Here is a 20,001-nt window from a genome sequence, read left to right on the forward strand (position 1 = left end):
CTATTGCAATTCAATAGTTTACGCAATCTACACTCGCACACTGTACGACGAAGAACGTGCAGAACTATACACGTTCTTCTGTTCGTTTGTTCACTTGTTCTTAAGTGTCAAACGTCTACCAAACTGTGCTTGCTGTTCTATCAGTGCGTCTAACTCACCTAGTTCAGCAGCTTCACGCACCTTACGCAGCGTGTCAGCTACCTCAGCTTCACTTGCTAGTTCGATGGCATTCTTACCTTTAGCAAACTCTAGTGGCTTGCTTCCATAACGTACAACAAGGTTGATTTTACCATCTACGCTTGCAACCCACCAACGCTTAACACGCTTGGCAACTTCAACTTTTGTTTGCTTACCTTGTTCGTCTGTCACCCATTTATGCTGCGTGGGCGTGTAGTCTTTGTTTGTTGCAAGTTGAATTTGTATATCTATCTTTGCCATCAACTTGCGACGACGAACAGCAATAGGGTTGTTGTTTTGAAGTGGGTTAAATGCAACGAAATTCAGTGTATTAAGTACAGTCATAACAGCCTCCTAGTTAGCTCTAAGCATTGTGCTTTCAGAGTTAGGTGGCTGTCATCCGAAGATTAGTCATCTATCTGTAGGAACTTATTTAACTGTAGTTTGGTGCTACTTGTTATAGGTTCAACAGCTCTACCAATGTTATCAATTGCACGTTCAAAAACACTTATTTTTACGTCAATCTTCTTCACTAAACGACTATCGTTACTTAACTTTTCTATACTTCGTGATGTAACCAAGCGAGGTAAGTTGCCTAAACTTGCATCAATTAAACTACCGTGTTCAAAATCCAAGTGCCTATCAAACCAAATCTTTAAGCTAGCATCAGCTGCGACAATTTCTTGCAGTATCTCTAGTGAATCTTCACATAAGCTTTCGCACTTGTTGTCCAACTTATATGCTGCAGCTTTCTTACCCTTTCGATGGTAAGCATCAGAACGATTACGCATCATAATCGCTTCTTTTAACTTATCCTCGTAGCGTTTTAGCTCGCTTGGCTTATCTTTAAGTTCTTCCCTAAACAGTTTTTGCGTGTCCCATTCAGCAGCTATTTGTTCGTACTCATCTGCACTTAACCAAGTTTGTAGCTGACGGTTCTGCACGTTTTCTCCACGCTTCAACTTCTCTGCAATGCCTTCCAGTTTTGCTAGCTTTGTTGCTTCGTCTTTTGCCAGTTTTCGACGTGGATTCGCTTTTTCTATCCGTTCTTGCAGTAACTGACGAATGGTACTGCTCGATTGCTTCAGACTGTCAAACCACTCACTCAAATAAACACTCAATCACTAAGGGATCGTTCAAAACTATAGATAGCTACTTACTTTTCTTCTTATAAAATCCAACACTGTCATTGGCTACTACCCAAAGTTCATCAATTACACCATTTCTGAGGTTAACTATACCTTCATCAATATCACAAATAATTGGTTCTTCGTGAACGTTGAATGATGTATTTACAAGAGAACTTTCATCACTAATCTTCTCCCATTCACACAACACCTTCCAAATAAAATTGTTTGAGCTTTCTGTAACAATCTGAGGCCGAGCGGTTTTGTCGACGTGAACAACCGCAGGATTATTTTTTGTAAAATCTACAGTGCAATCAACAGTAGATGTCATAAAATTTAGCGTGATATCTTTGCTATCGAACGCAATGATGCATTTATCGGCAACTTCTTTCCTTAGAACGGGAGCAAAAGGCATAAACTCCGTTCTATTCATTCTTTTGTTAAGCCAATCGTTAATTGTTTTATCTGACGTAGGGACAATTATACTTCGGTTGCACAGAGCCCTTGGGCCGAATTCCATACGCCCATTGATTAATCCAATTACATTTCGATTTCTTAAAGACTTTGCAAATTTGACGGGAGCATCTTCAACCGCAATATTTTTATAATAAAATTCGTTTGCACATTCAGTCTGCGTAATTGACCGAAATGTCGCCTTAGGCCCTAAATACATCGATTTGATTGTTTTAACCTTAGATGCATTTTGTTTATTCCGTTTTTCTATTTTTTTGTGAGCTAATGCACAGGCTCCAAGACAAAGACCACCGTCACCCATTTGCGGTTGAACGAAACAATTATCAATTTGCTTCATTTCTTTTAGTTTTTGGGTAACCTTTACGTTTCCAAAAACACCTCCAGCACACATTAAATTAGTTGTATCTACGTCGTTCTCTTTCAAATGGAAATCCAAAAGCTCAACCATCATGTTCTCAAGATGTAGCTGTGCTGCTGCTGCAATATCTTCTCTTTTATATTTTTTAATCTCACTCTCTAGTAATTCAGAATAAGGCGCAAAAAACGGTCGGTAGTAATCTCCAAAATTCGAATGAACATCTCCGCTCTTCACTTCAATCATTTTCTTCATGAGGCTGTATGCTTCTGTAGGGTTTCCAAAGGCTGCCAATCCAGTTATTTTTCCTTCATGTCGCATCGGCTTAAAGCCTAGTAAGCCTGTAATACGGCCGTAGAAGAAACCGAATGAATTACTCGATGGGGTTGAAAATATCTTCGTTAAAGCTTCATTTGAATGGCGATTGAATTTGTAAATTGTTGTTGCCTCAAAGTCACCCCGCCCATCACTCGTATATATAAAACCTTCATCAAAGGGTGAATAGAAAGCGGCACTTGCAGCATGCGCTTCATGATGGAAGAAATCAAAAACTCTCTGTTTGCTTTGATCAATATTTTCATCTACCCAATCATCAAATTCTTTTCTTTTAGCTTTGTCAAGATGAGTTTCCCACTTAATTCGTTCTTTTGCGATATCTAGAGCCTGTTTATCGTCTGCACATCTAGCGCCTAATATCAAATATTTTTCTACCAAATCGTCCTGGAACCCTTTTGCCCACGCGTATGCAATAGCTTCAACATCTGTAAGTTTAATGTCGGCAAAATTAAGACAAGATTCGATGCTTTTTTGCGGAAATGAATCATCTAATTTTTTCCTTGTAAATCTTTCTTCTGAAGCAGCAAAAATTATTTCACCATTTTTCATTAGACACGCAGATGCGGTTTCGTCATTGCAGATACCGAGGATGTACATTACTTAGTCCTTCCTTTAGCCAATGAGCCTTTAAGCATCCCAGCCGTAAAGCCAAACTCCTTGCACAGCCGCTTCACTTCTTTGAGAGCATTGGCACGTTCATTCTTCTTTGCTTCAGCCATCTGCTGCTGAATAGTTTCCATCTCAGCTTTAAGTTCGTCATATGATTTCATCACACATCTCCTTTGATTAAGTGTCGATGTCATCATATAGATTTTAACGAATGTTGGGAAGCACGTTTTTTTGACGTCTAGCGCAGTATGTTGTAATTAGACAAAAGTATTTTCACAGCGCCTAACTATGCCAGTCAGTCATCTAGTCAACCACACTGCCATACAGCTACAAACTGTGCAGTTTTGACGGTTTTAACTATAGTAACTTACTGATTACGTTGATTAGGTAACGGTGGCTGTGGACGAATAGGTGTGAAGTCTGTTGGTTCTGTGTCTTTTGGTGTCTTCTGTGGTGGTGATTGTTGCTTGACTATCTTTGTATTAGGAACAGCTATGGTGCGTGTGACAGTCTTTGTTTCTGGTTTTACCATCTTCTTTGCTAATGCTACTACGCTGCTGCTTGTGCTCAACATCAACTCAAGTGCTGCCCACTTTGTTTCATCATCCACACGCTCTATATCGTTGCGTATGGCGTTTAAGGTTTGTTGAATATCTTGCAGCGCACTCTTGTTCATACAGTTATTTAGCAACTTGTAGGGTGGGGTGGGTGCAGAACCACCACCCTACTTCTGTAAGTACTCCACCACAGAAATCCGCAGCTAGAAAATTTGCCATCTAAATACCCATTTCGGATGACGACTTTGCTCATTCGACATTACAGTGTTACTTGTCAAACTCTCACCTCGTCTTTCCACCATCCCACAGCATCAGAATTTATCTGATTGTGACAACGTTCGCTGAGTTCAATGAACTGTTTGGCAAGCTGAGTATGGGCTTCTGTAGCCGTCATACAGCGTCCGTAGTGCTGAAGCTTGCTTGCACATATAGCCAACGTACCCACACTCGGTTTAACACGCTTAAAACGCAGCGTACGCACGTAGCACTCGCTTCTGCACAGCCAATCTCTACTAAATTCACTCTCACTGCTCACAGCACCAATCTGCTGCAATAACTCAAATACGTCGTTTAATACCGTTTTCTGCATCTTTTTTTCCTCTGTTGATAAATAACTATATGCACAGCTTGTTAATGTTGCTGTGTATTTAGCACGTGTTGCTAGTTATAAATGAGATTAAGGTTGGTACGCCGATTGAAATAGTACTGCTGATGCCTTCTGATGTGAGAGGACAAGCAAACGGACTGCTCATTGTCTGCTTCAATGCACTACCCCAGTGATGCTGGGATGCCTTAAACGACACACCTATGTGTGATTAACGATTTTGCATTGCCGTAATGGTTGAATAGGAACACCTATTGTAAAGTGAGTTGGAAATGTCATTAAACCAACAAAGTCGCTGCGCTGCTTCTGGCTGGCTCGTAGCAATGACTTGCGTAAGACAGCACGTAATAGGTGATTGCAAAACCTACCTTCCTCGTAACAGAGTTGTGTAAGCCCAGTTGTTTAACCCTCAGTAAATGAGCGAAGAACTAAAGTCATTGCCGTTTACGGCTTTGACTTGTTCTTCCTAGTAAATGAGTAACAGATAATTATTCATACAAAGAATACACGCTGTGTTGTTTGAGATTGAGCGAACGCGAAAGAGTAAACAGCACAAGTAGTGTTAGCGAAGCTGACACTTAAACAGCACTTAAGAATATGTAAGAAAATTGTGATTATCTTACATTTAGACGTAAGTCTATGAGTTATGGAAGGTATTTATAAGGCACATTCTGGTTGCTCAAAACAAACATCAGAAAATACACTGTATGTACGAAAACATTACATTTAGGTGGTTTAGATGGCACAAGCAAAGACACTTAGCAAAGCAGAATTAAAGCAGCTGTTATACGTAACAAATTCGTGCAGTCGTTATCCATTGCGTGATAGCACTATGCTGCTGTTTACTCACTTTTGTGGTTTACGTGTTGGCGAAGTGGCTGCGCTGCGTTTTGATGACATACTTGATGCAAACGGCAACGTACGAGACGAAATGACACTTGATGCTGCACGTACCAAGTCAAAGCGAGCACGTAAGATATTCTTACCAAGGCAAATGCAGCGTCAGCTACAAGCATACGTTAACAGCTTAAACAAACAGCCACAGCACGGTTATTTGTTCTCTACACAGAAGCAAGCACACTTTAGTGCAAATACAGCTACACAGCACTTACAACGCTTGTATGCACGTGCTGGGATTAGTGGTGCTACGTCACACAGTGGACGACGCACTTGGCTTACTGCACTTAGTCAGAGAGGTGTAAGTGTGTTTGTGCTAGCAGAGATGGCTGGACACAAAAGCATTCAAACAACTCAGAGATATGTTTCAGTAAATGACGAAATGAAACGCAACGCAGCAGAGTTGATTTAGAGAACTTCAATAGTGCCATCGGCATTCCGCTTATAGTCAGCTACAGCGTTGGTTAAACGTATTTCATCGTTTAAGTGATAATACGTCTTTTCAATCTGCGCCACGCTAGTGCCACACATATCTGCAATCTGCCTAAACGTTAATCCACTCATAATGCGCTGCGTAATCATAAAGTGACGCAAGCTGTAGGGTACTAAGTCACGTGTTTCTCTGTCAGAAATGTCAGCTAACTCAATCATCTTGTGCCAATGATACAGCATCGTACGCTGTGTGATTTGGGTTTCACCATCAATCGTAAAAACAAGTTCGTCACTACTCTTTGGCTTTGAAGTCTCACGTAGGCGTTCGAAGTACTGTCCGTTACGACACAAGAAGGTACGGCTTATGCGCACTTTACTTGTCTCTGCTCGAACGTGAATACGTGCTAGTGTTTGTTCCGTACTGTTTGCTGAGTGTCGCTCTAGCTGCACGTCTTTCCAACGCAACTGTCGCTGTTCTCCAACACGTAAACCACTGTTAGCTGCAACTAGCACATAGTGCTGCACGATTTTTCGCACTCTAAGCTCAGCGTCATCTAGCTTGTTGTGTTTGGCACAGTAAGTACGCATTGCACGATATAGTGTTTCGTATTCATCGTTAGTCAGCGTTGCTCTACGTATTGCTTCGTTGCCTTTGTCTAATCGTGGCAACTTCTTAAATTCAAAGCTGTCAATGTGAGTCTCGCCGTTCTTATTCAGCCACTTCATCAGTGCATTAATAGTGCTCTGTTCGTTTTGAACAGTGACTTGTTTAACTTTGGTGTTGGTACTTTTGTGGCGATGGTAGAAGTAGTTTTCGCAATCAGTGCGTTCGAGTTCTTTGAGCTTGGTGTCTTTGCCAATGTAGCTAAGGAAGTGCTGAAGATGTGTTGCGATTGTTGCTAAGCGTCCACTCACAATGTGTCCAAGCTCAACGTCACGCTTACGAAAGCTCAAGTACTTCTCAACACCTTCTTTGGTGGTAATTGAAAAGTAACTCTTACCTTGTTGTAAGTTGCCGTAAATCTCTAAGTAAGCTGCTTTACCACGCTCTACAGCAGTGCTTTCGCTGCGTGTGCGTAGGCTTTTACGTGCGTACTTGTTCTCTTTAGGCAACCACAAGCGAAACTGCCAATACTCGCCTCGCTTGTACACACAAGCTTCGTCAAATATTGCTATTTCACCTTCAGCAAAGTTTTGTTTTTTTAGTGCCAAGTTTGCTCGCAGAGTTACTATTATTTTCAGTAGTCACACGTTTGTGCAACATTCTGTGTAACTGTACGAGAAAACTTCAATTAAATCAATGGTTGATTTTATATGTGAAACAAATGTGTAAGTTAAATATCGTTTAATATCAATAACTTAGTGTATAATAACTACTCCCACTCAATCGTCGCAGGTGGCTTAGATGATACATCGTAAGTCACGCGAGAAATGTGTTCGATTTCGTTGATGATGCGACCAGATACGGTTTCTAGCAATTCGTAAGGCAGGTGAGCCCAACGAGCTGTCATAAAGTCGATGGTTTCAACAGCACGAAGCGCAACGACGTATTCATAACGACGGCCATCGCCTACTACACCAACAGATTTAACTGGCAAGAAGACAGCAAAAGCTTGGCTTGTTTTATCATACCAACCTGAACGACGTAGCTCTTCGATGAAGATAGCATCTGCACGACGAAGAATGTCTGCATATTCTTTTTTCACTTCGCCCAAGATACGAACACCAAGACCTGGTCCTGGGAATGGATGACGGTAAACCATGTCATAAGGAAGACCTAGTTCTAGACCCAACTTACGCACTTCATCTTTAAACAATTCGCGAAGCGGCTCAACCAAGGACATCTTCATATCATCAGGTAAACCGCCAACGTTATGATGGGACTTGATAACATGCGCTTTACCTGTTTTAGACGCAGCAGACTCAATCACGTCAGGGTAAATAGTGCCCTGTGCAAGAAAATCAATGCCATCCAATTTAGATGACTCTTCGTCGAAGATCTCGATAAACGTATTACCAATCACCTTACGTTTTTTCTCGGGGTCCGCTTCACCCGCAAGCTTACCAAGGAACAAATCTTCCGCATCAACACGGATAACTTTTACGCCCATGTTATCAGCGAACATTTTCATTACTTGATCGCCTTCGTTCAAACGAAGCAAGCCGTTATCAACGAATACACAAGTCAATTGATCGCCAATCGCTTTATGAAGAAGCGCAGCAACAACAGAGGAATCCACACCACCAGACAAAGCCAACAAGACTTTACTGTCGCCAACTTGCTCTTGCATACGCTCGATAGCATCTTGCGCGATGTTTGCAGGTGTCCACAAAGTGTCACAGCCACAAATATCAACGATGAAACGAGACAGAATGCGGCCACCTTGTAACGTATGCGTTACTTCTGGGTGAAACTGTACACCGTAAAATTTCTTCGTTTCGTTCGCCATTGCTGCAATTGGGCAGCTGTCTGTCGATGCCATCAATGTGAAGTCTTCAGGCATAGCAATAACTTTATCACCATGGCTCATCCAAACATCAAGCAACGCAACACCATTGTTTGCGATGTGATCTTGAATCTCTTCAAACAACGCAGGACCTTCATGCTTACGGATTTGCGCGTAGCCAAACTCGCGAATTTCTGATCCTTGAACTTTACCGCCCAACTGCTCTGCCATGGTTTGCATGCCATAACAAATACCAAATACCGGCACACCCAATGTAAATACTGCTTCTGGCGCACGTGGAGAACCTGGCTCAGGAACGGATTCAGGACCACCTGCAAGGATGATGCCTTTTGGATCGAAGTCGATAACTTCCTGATCTTCCATATCGAAAGCACGAACTTCACAGTAAACACCGATTTCACGAACACGACGTGCAATCAGTTGAGTGTACTGAGAACCGAAATCAAGAATAAGAATTTTATGAGCGTGGATATCTTGCGACATTATTAGCCATTCCTTTCACTCTACTTAAGAGACAAATCTTTTCGTAGAAGTAATCAATAAATAGTAAGAGCAATAAATAAAGATGGGGCGTGTTGTACGCCCCATCTCAGTGTCAAATTATCTCGCGTTTAACCCACATGATAATTTGGCGATTCTTTCGTAATTGTCACATCATGAACATGACTTTCACGCATACCCGCACCCGTAATCTTAGAGAACTGAGTCTTAGTACGCATAGTTTCAATATCAGGTGATCCGGTGTAGCCCATAGAAGAACGCACACCGCCCATCAACTGATGGATAACCGCCGCCATTGGGCCTTTTGATGGCACGCGGCCTTCAATACCTTCTGGCACCAATTTTTCAACGCTGCTTGAATCTTGGAAGTAGCGATCGCTTGAACCCTGAGATTGAGACATCGCACCTAGCGAGCCCATACCACGGTATGCTTTAAATGAACGACCTTGGAACAATACCACTTCACCTGGCGCTTCATCTGTACCAGCAAGCAAGCCACCAACCATGATAACGCTCGCGCCAGCCGCAATCGCTTTACTGATATCACCAGAAAAACGCACACCGCCATCGGCGATAACAGGAATACCACGTGGATTCATTACTTCAGCAACATTCGCTACCGCACTGATTTGTGGAACGCCCACACCAGCAACGATACGAGTGGTACAGATAGAACCTGGACCGATACCTACTTTCACGCCATCAGCGCCCGCATCCGCTAGAGCAATTGCCGCGTCTGCTGTTGCGATGTTACCGCCGATAACTTGAATGTGAGGGAAGTTTTCTTTTACCCAACGAACGCGATCAATAACGCCTTTAGAATGGCCGTGAGCCGTATCAACAACAATGATATCAACGCCAGCATCAGACAAAGCTTTAACTCGATCAGCGGTATCCGCTCCAGTACCAACAGCGGCACCAACACGTAAGCGACCTTGATCGTCTTTACATGCATGAGGGAAAGTAGTGGCTTTATTAAAATCGGTTACAGTAACCATGCCACGTAATTCAAATTGCTCATTCACAATCAACACTTTCTCAATGCGATTTTCATGCAGCAACTTGCGAATAGAACCAGATGATGCACCTTCAAGCGCCGTAACAAGGCGATCTTTTGGTGTCATAATGTCAGAGACTTTTTTGTCAAAGTCTTTAACAAAGCGCACATCACGACTGGTTACGATACCAACCAAGTCAGAACCTTTAACAACAGGTACACTTGAGATGCTATTCGCCGCAGTCAAATCCATTAGCTCTTGAACGCTGGCTTCAGAATTGATGGTAACAAGATCTCGAACGATGCCGCTTTCGAACTTTTTAACACGACGCACTTCACGAGCTTGCTCTTCAATGGTCAAGTTTTTGTGCACAATGCCTATGCCACCTTCTTGAGCCAGAGCAATCGCCATGCGATGTTCAGTAACGGTATCCATCGCTGAAGACGTAAGCGGAATATTTAACTCAATGTCTTTAGTGATTTTCGTTTTGAGGCTAACATCCTTAGGAAGAACTTCGGAATAGCCGGGGATAAGCAATACGTCGTCAAACGTTAAAGCTTCTTGCACGATTCGTAACATAATGGGGAGTTTCCAATGCCAACAAGGGTGTTAAGATGGCAAGTAATTCTACTCCTTTAGTTGCATTCGGTAAATCAAAACCACGAGAGATTGATGAAAAACTTTACAACTTCTGCGTCACAAGAAACGGCTTTTACCGTATCTCAGCTAAATAGACAAATACAACAACTACTTGAAGCCAGTTTGCCGTGGATTTTAGTGGAAGGTGAAATATCCAATCTCGCCAAGCCGGGCTCAGGACATTGGTACTTTTCCCTCAAAGATGACAAGGCTCAAATCCGCTGTGCCATGTTTAAAGGCAAAAATGCCGCTGTACGCTTCAAACCCAAAGATGGCGACATGGTTCGTCTACGTGCTCGCGTCACTTTTTACGGCCCAAGAGGCGACTGCCAACTCAGCGTCGAAAGCATGGAGTCTGCTGGCGAAGGCGCATTGCAAAAAGCGTTTGAGCGACTAAAAAACAACTTACAAGCCGAAGGCCTGTTCGCGTCGGAACACAAAAAACCACTGCCCACCAAGCCTGAGCGTGTTGCCATCATCACCTCCCCCATTGGTGCAGCAGTGCGAGACATGGTTATTGCCTTTCGTCGTCGCTTTCCGTTAACCGAACTGACGATTCTACCCTCTTTGGTACAAGGCCAAGATGCCGCCAAAAACATCTTAAGACAATTACAGCGAGCCGATGGCAGCGGACACTTTGACGCGATTATCCTCGGTCGCGGTGGCGGTTCATTGGAAGATTTATGGAGTTTTAACGATGAGACCTTGGCACGCGCCATTTTTGCTGCCCAAACGCCTATTGTTTCTGCCGTAGGTCATGAAACAGACTTCACTATTGCTGATTTTGTCGCCGATGTACGAGCCGCCACACCAACGGCTGCTGCCGAGCTTTTAAGTCCAGATCGTAATCAATTAATTAGACAAATCGAGCAGCAAGAGAAGCAACTCGTTCGACGCATGTCACGCATTCTCGAACAAAGCCAACAACAGCTCGACTTTATGACCAAGCGTATTCGCCACCCAAAAGAGCGAATCGAGCAACAACAAAATCAACTTGAACAACTCAAACGCCGTTTGCAACAAAGCATGCAGCGCAAAATATTAGAGCAACAAACTCAAACTACTAACTTGGCTCATCGCCTAGAAAGAAACAGCCCGACTCGCCGTATCGATCAGGACAGACAAAAGCTCAAAGACATCGATGCTCGCCTTGCTCGCGCATTAAGCAACACCCTAACCAACAAGCAAACAGCCTTTGCACGCATCGTCGACAAACTCAACCTTGTCAGCCCGCTTAATACTTTGGCTAGAGGCTACGCCATTGCATCAAAAGACAAGCAAGTGATTCGCTCCGTCAAGGACGTTAAAAATGGTGATGCTGTTTCGGTAAGGGTGCAGGATGGAGTCATTTCGTGTGACGTAACATCAAGTCAAAGCTAACAATATGCTCCAGTAAGTTTGTACCAAGCTCAATCAATAAGACTTGGTACAGACCATTAAATGCCATCACGTCACTTTGAACAACTCGACTTTATCTTTTAAGTGTCTCATCTCTTCACCAATGGCATTGGTTGCTGCTCGACTTTGATTGAATAATTCGGCTGTCTGCTCGCTTTGTGCCGCCAACATAGATAAATGTTGGTTAATATCCTCCACAGAAGCATTTTGAATACCCGCCCGCTCGGCGACCTGCTCACTCATATCGAATAGTTGCTGCAAGAAGACATCAAGCGTATTTACTTTTTCTGACACCAGCTTTTGACTGTCTAGGGTCTGAATACTTTTCTCACAGGCAACATCCATCTGTGATGTCACTTGAGTCGATGCACTTCTCAGCTGAGTAATGATACTTTGAATTTCATTGGTGGATTCGCTGGTTCGTTGCGAAAGCATACGAACTTCATCCGACACTACCGCAAAACCGCGACCATGCTCGCCCGCCCGAGCCGCTTCGATTGCCGCATTAAGAGCAAGCAAATTGGTCTGTTCTGAAATTGAGCTGATCACATCCAAAACAGAGACAATCTTCTCTATGTTGTCATTCAACTCGGTCAAACTGGTTTTGCTTTGTAACATATCGACTTCGAGCGCCTCTAGGAAAAGCAAACTACTCTGAACTTCTTTATTCGCTTGCTGAAGCTCCGCATTACTTTGATCCGACAACTCACCCGCTTTGGTGGCTAAATCTTTTACCTGCGCACTCTGCTCAGTGATGTCTTGGGTAGAGTTAAAGATCTGATCTACAGATTGCTTCTCAGCCTCAGAGGCTTGGGAAAGTTCATCCACCTGTTGATGCAAACCAGCAATAGCACCATCGGTCGTTTTAACGGCATCATTCACAGTCAAAAGCGAACTTTTCAAAGTTGATAGCAAGGAGTTAACCGCATCAGCCAAATCACCAATTTCAGCCTTGTCAGAACTTTTAACTTGATAATTGAGATCTAAGTTATCAGAAACATAACGAACATCCTTGCCAATAGCGACAATAGGACGAGTCAGCGAGCCAATAACGAAATGAAGAATGAGCAGAGAAATTAGAATAAAAACGATAGAGTAGAGAAACGCATTCTGTAACTGTGAATAAATCGGCGTCATGATCTGCTGTTTCGGCACCGCGAGCATAATGAACCTGTCTAACACTGGAACCCACAAAGAACCAAGATAAAAGACCTGTCCATTAATGGTCACATCATCCAACACCACCTCGCTTTTATTACCCAATAGGTTAACAATATGATTTTTGTCGATTAACTCCATAAATGGAGAATCGCCTTTCGCTTGAATCACACCATCACTTGTTACCAACATCGCACGGCCCTGCTGACCGACTTGGAGCTTCTGAACCATATTAATCAGCTTATCGGCATTAATTCCTAAGCCAGCTACCGAAAAAGGTTTATTGGTATTCGGATCTATAGAATCACTACGATAGTTAATAAACAGCATCGAATTTTCATACTGCAAATTCAATTCATAGTCATGACCCGTAGCCAAGAAGTTTGGATAAAACTCTTTGTATGGATAGTCTGATAGCGGCGTCCTAAAAAAGTCTTTTTCATAGCCAAAATATTCCAAACCATTTGGGCCATTTAATACATAAAAAGTCGAGTCACTTCCTGCGATCTCTTTCACGGATTTCAGCTTAGCTGCTATAAACGCAATCTGGTTATCTGGCGCGCCTTTACTCACCCAATCTTCAACGAAGTTGTCGTTTGTCATCAAATGAGAGGCTGTAATTAACGGAGTAATTTCTGTACTGATTTGCGAAGCTAGATTACTGAGATGGGTTGGTAAAACTTCTTTTTTTAACTGTTCTAGTTCTGTGTCTAGTGTGGAAAGAGCCTGAGTACTGACAGAAACAACAGTACTAACAACAAGCAACACAGCAAGCACAGAGAACATGCGACTTCTAATGGATAGACTTTGCCACTTCATAATAACGTCCTTATTATTCATTCTTATTGTAAAGTTATCGTCAAATACTACACCTCAGTTAATGACAAAAACAAAACAATTTTCTGATTGTAAATAACAAAGCTATTAATAATCGAAAACATTGACACCCATCAAGAAAAAATTCATCTCTGAGAATCTTCACAACCCATAGCGCTCGATTTTCTTAATCAACCCTTGCCGAGAAATACCCAGTTGTTTGGCGGCTTGGGTGCGGTTACCTTGATTCTTATCTAAGGCTTGGGTAATCAAACGAATTTCAAGGTCACGCACCTGCTCATCCAGCGAAGCGTCACTTGTTGGTAAATTAACCGACGTTGGGCGAATTTTTTCGCCACTTGGGTACAATAGTTGAATATCTTCCATGGTAATTTGCCCTTGCGGACAAATAGATGCGACGCTTTCCAGCGCATTTTTCAATTCCCGCACGTTACCGGGCCATGTTTGATCTCGGAACCATTGCACCGCTTCAGGACTGAGCTGTAATTGCTTAGTTTGCTGACTTTGCAAGCGCTGTAGAAATGACTGTAGTAACACAGGAACATCTTCGAGTCGCTCCGACAACGCTTGGGTTTCAATATTGACACCTTTAATGCGGTAATACAGATCTTCTCGAAAACTGCCTTCTCGGACTTTTTCAAGTAAGTCTGCATTGGTCGCAGAGATCACTCGAATGTCGATGTGCTTCTGCTCTCGTCCTCCCACAGGAAAGAAGGTACCTTCCTGCAACACGCGCAGCAACTTGACCTGCATGGCTAATGGCATTTCGCCGATTTCATCCAAGAACAAAGTACCGCTATCGGCCAAACTCAATAAACCTACCTTGTCTTTTTCCGCCCCAGTAAACGCGCCTTTCACGTAACCGAACAACTCGCTTTCTAATAAATCCGCTGGAATCGCGCCGCAATGCACAGAAACAAACGGCTTGGCTGCGCGATGACTCAAGTCGTGCAAGGTACGCGAAATGACTTCTTTACCGGTTCCCGATGGCCCAGTCACCAAGACCCGTACATCCGTCGGTGCGATTCGCTCCACCAGCGCCCTGACCTTTTGCGAACTCATCGAATGACCGATATACGCAGACGCACCTTGGGAGGAATTACTAACTTGCTTGAGCTGAGTCAGCTCTCGTTCTAAGGTGGTTTTGGTGATCGCTCGGCGCACTACAACCGCTAACATATCTGGGTCAATAGGCTTGGCAATAAAATCCCATGCGCCAAGTTCAATGGCTTTAAGCGCCAAATCCCTATCCGCATGGCCAGTAATAATAATCACCGGACGACCAGCAAAATCGTCCATAGCATTCAAGGTGACTTGCGGGTCAAAATGCGGCGGCATGGACAAGTCTAATAGCACTAAATCCGCATCAAACGACGCCAACGCTTTCCGCGCTTCGTCTAGGCTTCCCGCCGTTTTGACATGGTAATCTTGATTCGCCAACCAGCGGCTAGCCAATTCACGAAAAGCTGGTTCGTCGTCAACTAGTAATATTTTATTTTGAGTCATGAAATTCTCTATTTGTAATCGCAGCGCCAGAAAAATGGCGAGGTAAAATAAGTTCAAACGTCACCGACCAAGCCAAATCAGAGCGGTGCCAAATCTTGCCACCATGGGCATCAACAATACGGCGTACTATTGCTAAACCAAGACCACTGCCGCCTGCTCGCTTAGTCACAAAGGGTTGGAACAAAGCCTCACCTTGTAGACTTGAGTCGATTGCTGGCCCGTTGTTATGCACTTGGATGACTATCTGTTGATCTTGTTCTTTAGCTTCAATAGATAACTTGCCATCTGGCATATTGCGCAAAAAAGACACAGCGTTATCGATCAGATTAATAAACACCTGTTGTAATCGTTGTGGGTCAGCATCCAGCTCTATTGTTTCATTTATATCTAGCTCAACCGCCACACCTTCTAGCTGAGCCTGCGCCAGAATACTCGCTATTAAAGATCGTAACGGTGTAGCGACAACTTGTAACGTCAAGCCACCGGAATACACCAACATATCACTCACCAAACGATCGGCGCGTTTAAGCTGAGTCTGAATATACTGACGCGTTTCGGCTGGCGCGTCATAGGCCGCCATTGAAATTATATTAAGTGGATTGCGTAGCTCGTGGGCCATTGCTGCTGACAAACTGCCCAACTCAACCAGATGCTGTTCGTCCATGCGTTTTCGTTCTGCCGCAGCCAAGGCCAGCGACCTTTCAAGCAAACCACAACTGGTCGAAAACAAGGACGCAAACACCTCAGCAGTCAAACGCATGCCAGGGCTGGCATCTTCCCAACCGATTAATACAAAGTGCCAATCAGAATCTGACCGAGACACTCGAATTGCCAAGGCGTCATTCTGTTCCTGAACAGGATAAGCAGAGCTTTGTAGCTGAATTGCCACACTACGCCTTATCTGTAGAGAAAGTAAACGTTCACCAATGGCGATCAGTTGCGGCCAATCTTGCGCCTCTTTTAATTGCGTTGACCAGGTATCCAACACCGCTTCGTTCAATGACGCACCGGGGTAAATAAGCCGAGAAACCAAGCGACTCAAAGGCTGATAAATGACCGCCGCGACGACCAAGATAAACAAGGAATACAACCAAAGCTGCCAACTGGGAACATTCGCTAGCGCCTGCAAACCGATGCGTCCAGACACCACGCTGATGACCGCGATAACGCAGAGAATAACCAACATCATGGCCACCCAAAGCAAGGCCCGATTGGCAAACGCATTCACTGATAAAATCTGATAGCGCACCACCGCGTAGACCAACAACAGTAAATAAGTTGGCAGCAGTAACATAGGATAAGGAAACCAGCTAATACCAAAAGAGGGAAATACAAAGCTGGTTGCCAACAACAAGCCCCAAGCCCCCACACCAAACATGGCGAGAATAGAGCGTTTCTTATTACCAGAATGTCGATACCAGCCAAACAACAGCACGCCATGAGCCAAGATGCCGATCAATACCGTATAAGCAAGATTCCACGTCCCTGCCTCGGTAAAGATAAAAAATGAACGCGTGTCTAGCGTACTGATCGCATCTCCAGCGCCGATCCACCAGCTTTGTAAAACCACTACGAAACTGGTCAGGTAAAACCAAGGCACCACTTGATATAAGCGCTCTAGCATCGGCTCTTTAACCGAGCCTGAGTTTACAAAACGAATCGCAAAGTGTAAGAAGAAGGTCGGCATCAACGGGTTAGCCAGAATGATATGAATACCAATTTGCTCGTAGCCTTGGAACAAAACCACATGCCCGAAGCACCAAATCGCCATCATGATGGCGAAACCTGCCAAGGTCTGTAGATCGCTTTGCTTTCGCGCTCGCCACAATAACCAAACCGCAACCAATACGCCGCACACGCTCGTCACAAGCATGGCAACTTCAAACATCAAGGAAAGCGTCAAAATCGTAAACCTCGTTTACACCTAAAAGTGAGAAAATCGTAAACTCTTTTTACACCACAAGCAAAAATATAAATTTTCCCTTTAAAATCAATGCTATAAATTTTACTAATAGTTGGCCTGTCCTTTGCTCTACTAAAAGCAATCTTTGATTTATATCAAACTATTATCAACTTATAGGACAAGCATCATGAATACTGGCTTTTTAATGACCGAAATCATCGCGCTTTTTAGCATTGTAGGTTTAGCACTTTTGCCTCTGGCTTTGCAGCAAATGCGTACGCTAAGAGTTAAGAGAAACGCCTAACCTTATCTATATATCTCTTAACGCTTATTGATTCCCAAGGGAGCCATTATGGACCTCGACGTCGCCATCTTATCTCGCATACAGTTTGCTTTTACTGTGAGCTTTCACATTATTTTCCCCAGCATCACCATCGGTTTGGCGACGCTAATTGCCATTTGGGAAGGCTTATGGCTTAAAACACACAACCCTTACTATTTGCAGTTGGCCAAATTTTGGATCAAACCCTTTGCCATTACATTCGGCATGGGCGTAGTCTCTGGCATCGTTTTGTCCTATGAGTTTGGTACTAACTTTTCCAAATTCTCGGAGATTACCGGCGCGGTGCTTGGGCCATTGATGGCCTACGAAGTACTGACTGCTTTCTTCATGGAAGCCGGTTTCCTTGGTGTCATGCTGTTCGGTTGGCAACGTGTTGGTCGCAAGCTGCATTTCTTCGCCACGCTCACCGTTATGGTAGGTACTTGGATTTCAGCGTTTTGGATCATTGTTGCAAACTCTTGGATGCAAACACCAACAGGCTACAAGATCATCAATGGTAAGTTTGAAGTCGAAAGCTGGATGGAAGTGATCTTTAATCCATCTATGCCCTATCGCCTTACTCACATGTTAGTTGCGTCATTAATTACCGCGACTTTCGTGGTGGCTGGTATTAGTGCTTATTACTTGTTGAAAAAGAAAAACATTCCTTTTGCGAAAAAAGGCTTGTCCATGTGCATGTGGTTTGCCTTGGTGTTAACGCCTCTGCAAGCATGGATTGGTGATATGCACGGTTTAAACGTAAGAGAACATCAGCCAACTAAATTGGCGGCGATGGAAGGCATTTGGCCAGCGGAAGAAGAAAATGTTCCGTTATTGTTATTCGCTATGCCGAATATGAAAACCGAGTCGAATGATTATGCAGTCGGTATTCCAAACCTTGGTAGCTTGATCCTGACTCACTCTTGGGATGGCGCAGTGCAAGGCTTAAAAGCGGTACCGCCAGAAGACAGACCGAATGTGCCGTTAGTGTTTTGGTCTTTCCGTGTCATGGTTGGTATTGGGGTTGGCATGATGGGTATCGCAGCGCTCGCGCTATTGTTACGCCGCAAAGGCCGCTTATATGAAAACAAAGCGTTTCTATCTCTCGTAACGTTATTTACCCCTATGGGTGTCATTGCAGTACTGACAGGTTGGTATGTAGTGGAAATCGGTCGTCAACCTTGGATTGTCTATAACCTTGTTAGAACATCCGAAATTGTATCGCCACTTCCTCCAGAACGTGTGCTCTTTACTTTGACCATGTTTGTGATCATTTACAGTTTGCTGATTGGTGTTTACCTCTACTTCATGCGCAAGCTGATTAAGAAAGGGCCGCCATCTATGGAAGCACTAGAGCAGCAACTGATTGGCATGAAAGCGCCGGGCTACGCATTGGCTTGGGTGAAGTCGCTAACTACTCAAGAACAACAATCGACAGATTTGAAAACAAAAGATCAATCAACAATAGAACAAGGAGATAAATGATGGATTTGGCTCTTTTCTACTTCCTTGTCTTAGGCTTTGCCATCTTTATGTACGTGTTACTCGATGGCTTCGACCTAGGGATCGGCATTCTCTACCCTTGGTTTAACCAAGAGGGCGAGCGCGACCATTTAATGCGCTCTATCTCACACGTTTGGGATGGAAACGAAACCTGGTTGGTGTTTGGTGGCGTGGTGTTGTTTGCGGCGTTTCCAGCCGCTTATGCTGGCATTACCTCAACCTTTTATCTGCCCATCATGCTGATGCTGTTTGCTTTGATCTTTCGTGGCGTGGCGTTCGAGTATCGTTTTAAGTCCGATACCTCTCGACCTTATTGGGATTTCGCCTTTAGCGCGGGATCTGCCATCGCGGCGTTTTGCCAAGGCATGTTGCTAGGCTCAATCGTTCAAGGCGTGCCAGTCGGTGTCGACAGCTTATCCAGCCTGCATTGGCTAACGCCCTTTTCTATCCTAACAGGGTTTGCCGTAATGGCTGGCTATGCTTTATTAGCCGCTTGTTATTTGTTTATGAAAAGTCGTGGACGCATTCAAGAACATGCCGCTAAGTTAGGTAAACGACTCTTGTTGATCACGATTTTGGCCATGGTGATCGTCAGTGTGTGGACGGTAGCAAGCCAAGTTGAAATTCGTCAGCGTTGGTTTTCGGGATTCAATTTCTTGTGGTTATCGCCCTTGCCTATTATCACCTTGGTGGTCGCTGTTTTGGCTTGGAGAGATTTAAACAGTCACGCTACAGGAACCGTTCATCATGAAGGTCGACCTTTTTGGTATGCCGCAACGCTGTTCTTACTGGGTTTTGCCGGTCTTGTGGTCGGTTTGTTTCCATATCTGATACCAAGACAATTAACCTTTATGGAAGCCGCATCGCCAGACAGCAGCTTGCTCTTCTTACTGCCAGGTATTTGCATCTTCGTGCCATTGATTTGTGCTTATACCTTATGGGGTTATCGAGTATTTGCTGGCAAGGTGGAAGATTATCAGGAGGGCTACTAATGTCATTCAAAAGCCTGAAAGAAAAAGCCGCCAAACTCAAATCTTGGCAATGGTTTTTGCTCTTATACGGAGTCGGTTTTGTTGCAGTATTAACCGCGTCTTACGGTATTAAGCTGCTGATGACTGGGTTGCCTTAAAGAGTCATAGTTACCAAGAAAATTGATAAAAAAGCGCACATTTCATTTATAGAAATGTGCGCTTTTTAGTG

Annotated in this window: 17 protein-coding genes; 5 read left to right on the forward strand and 12 right to left on the reverse strand. The window is 43.8% G+C overall.

Annotated elements, in window-relative coordinates:
- Window positions 1–90: 90 nt before the first annotated feature.
- The 6 genes from ACO05V_RS01125 to ACO05V_RS01150 all read right to left on the reverse strand — a co-directional run bounded on the left by ACO05V_RS01125 (window position 91) and on the right by ACO05V_RS01150 (window position 4,224).
- On the reverse strand, window positions 91–522 hold the full coding sequence (locus ACO05V_RS01125; protein ID WP_421846711.1) for a DUF6641 family protein: 432 nt from the start codon (window positions 520–522) through the stop codon (window positions 91–93).
- A 62-nt stretch (window positions 523–584) separates the two neighbouring features.
- Entirely contained in the window at window positions 585–1,286 is a 702-nt protein-coding gene (locus ACO05V_RS01130) for a hypothetical protein (protein ID WP_421846713.1), read from the reverse strand.
- Between the two features lie 43 nt (window positions 1,287–1,329).
- Window positions 1,330–3,066, reverse strand: coding sequence for a carbamoyltransferase C-terminal domain-containing protein (locus tag ACO05V_RS01135; protein WP_421846715.1), 1,737 nt, complete (start codon window positions 3,064–3,066; stop codon window positions 1,330–1,332).
- Window positions 3,066–3,239, reverse strand: a complete 174-nt coding sequence (locus tag ACO05V_RS01140) for a hypothetical protein (RefSeq protein WP_421846717.1) — start codon at window positions 3,237–3,239, stop codon at window positions 3,066–3,068. Before ACO05V_RS01140 ends, ACO05V_RS01135 begins: the two co-directional genes overlap by 1 nt.
- A gap of 206 nt (window positions 3,240–3,445) precedes the next feature.
- Window positions 3,446–3,754: a hypothetical protein gene (locus ACO05V_RS01145; protein WP_421846719.1), complete on the reverse strand. Its 309-nt coding sequence runs from the start codon at window positions 3,752–3,754 to the stop codon at window positions 3,446–3,448.
- A gap of 155 nt (window positions 3,755–3,909) precedes the next feature.
- Window positions 3,910–4,224, reverse strand: coding sequence for a DUF6626 family protein (locus ACO05V_RS01150; protein ID WP_421846721.1), 315 nt, complete (start codon window positions 4,222–4,224; stop codon window positions 3,910–3,912).
- Between the two features lie 754 nt (window positions 4,225–4,978).
- Between ACO05V_RS01150 and ACO05V_RS01155 the strand changes: the two genes are divergently transcribed.
- Complete coding sequence (locus tag ACO05V_RS01155; RefSeq protein WP_421846723.1) at window positions 4,979–5,548, forward strand: tyrosine-type recombinase/integrase; 570 nt, start codon at window positions 4,979–4,981, stop codon at window positions 5,546–5,548.
- Here the strand turns inward: ACO05V_RS01155 and ACO05V_RS01160 are convergent.
- The 3 genes from ACO05V_RS01160 to guaB form a co-directional block, all read right to left on the reverse strand.
- Window positions 5,545–6,780, reverse strand: coding sequence for a tyrosine-type recombinase/integrase (locus ACO05V_RS01160; RefSeq protein ID WP_421846725.1), 1,236 nt, complete (start codon window positions 6,778–6,780; stop codon window positions 5,545–5,547). The genes ACO05V_RS01155 and ACO05V_RS01160 overlap by 4 nt on opposite strands.
- A 161-nt stretch (window positions 6,781–6,941) precedes the next feature.
- Entirely contained in the window at window positions 6,942–8,519 is a 1,578-nt protein-coding gene (guaA, locus tag ACO05V_RS01165) for a glutamine-hydrolyzing GMP synthase (protein WP_421846727.1), read from the reverse strand.
- A gap of 128 nt (window positions 8,520–8,647) precedes the next feature.
- Window positions 8,648–10,114: an IMP dehydrogenase gene (gene guaB, locus ACO05V_RS01170; protein WP_421846729.1), complete on the reverse strand. Its 1,467-nt coding sequence runs from the start codon at window positions 10,112–10,114 to the stop codon at window positions 8,648–8,650.
- 93 nt (window positions 10,115–10,207) lie between these two features.
- On the opposite strand from guaB, the gene xseA reads away from it, so the two are divergent.
- Window positions 10,208–11,554 carry an exodeoxyribonuclease VII large subunit gene (gene xseA, locus ACO05V_RS01175; protein WP_421846731.1) on the forward strand — a complete coding sequence of 449 codons (1,347 nt, stop codon included), beginning with the start codon at window positions 10,208–10,210 and terminating at the stop codon, window positions 11,552–11,554.
- A gap of 66 nt (window positions 11,555–11,620) precedes the next feature.
- Here the strand turns inward: xseA and ACO05V_RS01180 are convergent, their stop codons facing one another.
- The 3 genes from ACO05V_RS01180 to ACO05V_RS01190 form a co-directional block, all read right to left on the reverse strand.
- Entirely contained in the window at window positions 11,621–13,549 is a 1,929-nt protein-coding gene (locus ACO05V_RS01180) for a methyl-accepting chemotaxis protein (RefSeq protein ID WP_421846733.1), read from the reverse strand.
- Window positions 13,550–13,708: 159 nt separating this feature from the next.
- Window positions 13,709–15,073, reverse strand: a complete 1,365-nt coding sequence (locus ACO05V_RS01185; RefSeq protein ID WP_421846735.1) for a sigma-54-dependent transcriptional regulator — start codon at window positions 15,071–15,073, stop codon at window positions 13,709–13,711.
- Window positions 15,060–16,976 carry an ATP-binding protein gene (locus ACO05V_RS01190; RefSeq protein WP_421846737.1) on the reverse strand — a complete coding sequence of 639 codons (1,917 nt, stop codon included), beginning with the start codon at window positions 16,974–16,976 and terminating at the stop codon, window positions 15,060–15,062. The genes ACO05V_RS01185 and ACO05V_RS01190 overlap by 14 nt, the downstream gene beginning before the upstream one ends.
- A gap of 352 nt (window positions 16,977–17,328) precedes the next feature.
- Here ACO05V_RS01190 and ACO05V_RS01195 point away from each other — a divergent pair, with 352 nt between their 5' ends.
- The 3 genes from ACO05V_RS01195 to ACO05V_RS01205 are packed head-to-tail and all read left to right on the forward strand — an operon-like array spanning window position 17,329 to window position 19,930.
- Window positions 17,329–18,783, forward strand: coding sequence for a cytochrome ubiquinol oxidase subunit I (locus ACO05V_RS01195; protein ID WP_421846739.1), 1,455 nt, complete (start codon window positions 17,329–17,331; stop codon window positions 18,781–18,783).
- Window positions 18,783–19,793: a cytochrome d ubiquinol oxidase subunit II gene (gene cydB / locus ACO05V_RS01200; RefSeq protein WP_421856843.1), complete on the forward strand. Its 1,011-nt coding sequence runs from the start codon at window positions 18,783–18,785 to the stop codon at window positions 19,791–19,793. The genes ACO05V_RS01195 and cydB overlap by 1 nt, the downstream gene beginning before the upstream one ends.
- Window positions 19,793–19,930 carry a hypothetical protein gene (locus ACO05V_RS01205; protein ID WP_421846741.1) on the forward strand — a complete coding sequence of 46 codons (138 nt, stop codon included), beginning with the start codon at window positions 19,793–19,795 and terminating at the stop codon, window positions 19,928–19,930. The genes cydB and ACO05V_RS01205 overlap by 1 nt, the downstream gene beginning before the upstream one ends.
- Window positions 19,931–20,001 lie beyond the last annotated feature (71 nt).

This window comes from Marinomonas sp. (assembly GCF_965225885.1).
GTDB lineage: Bacteria > Pseudomonadota > Gammaproteobacteria > Pseudomonadales > Marinomonadaceae > Marinomonas.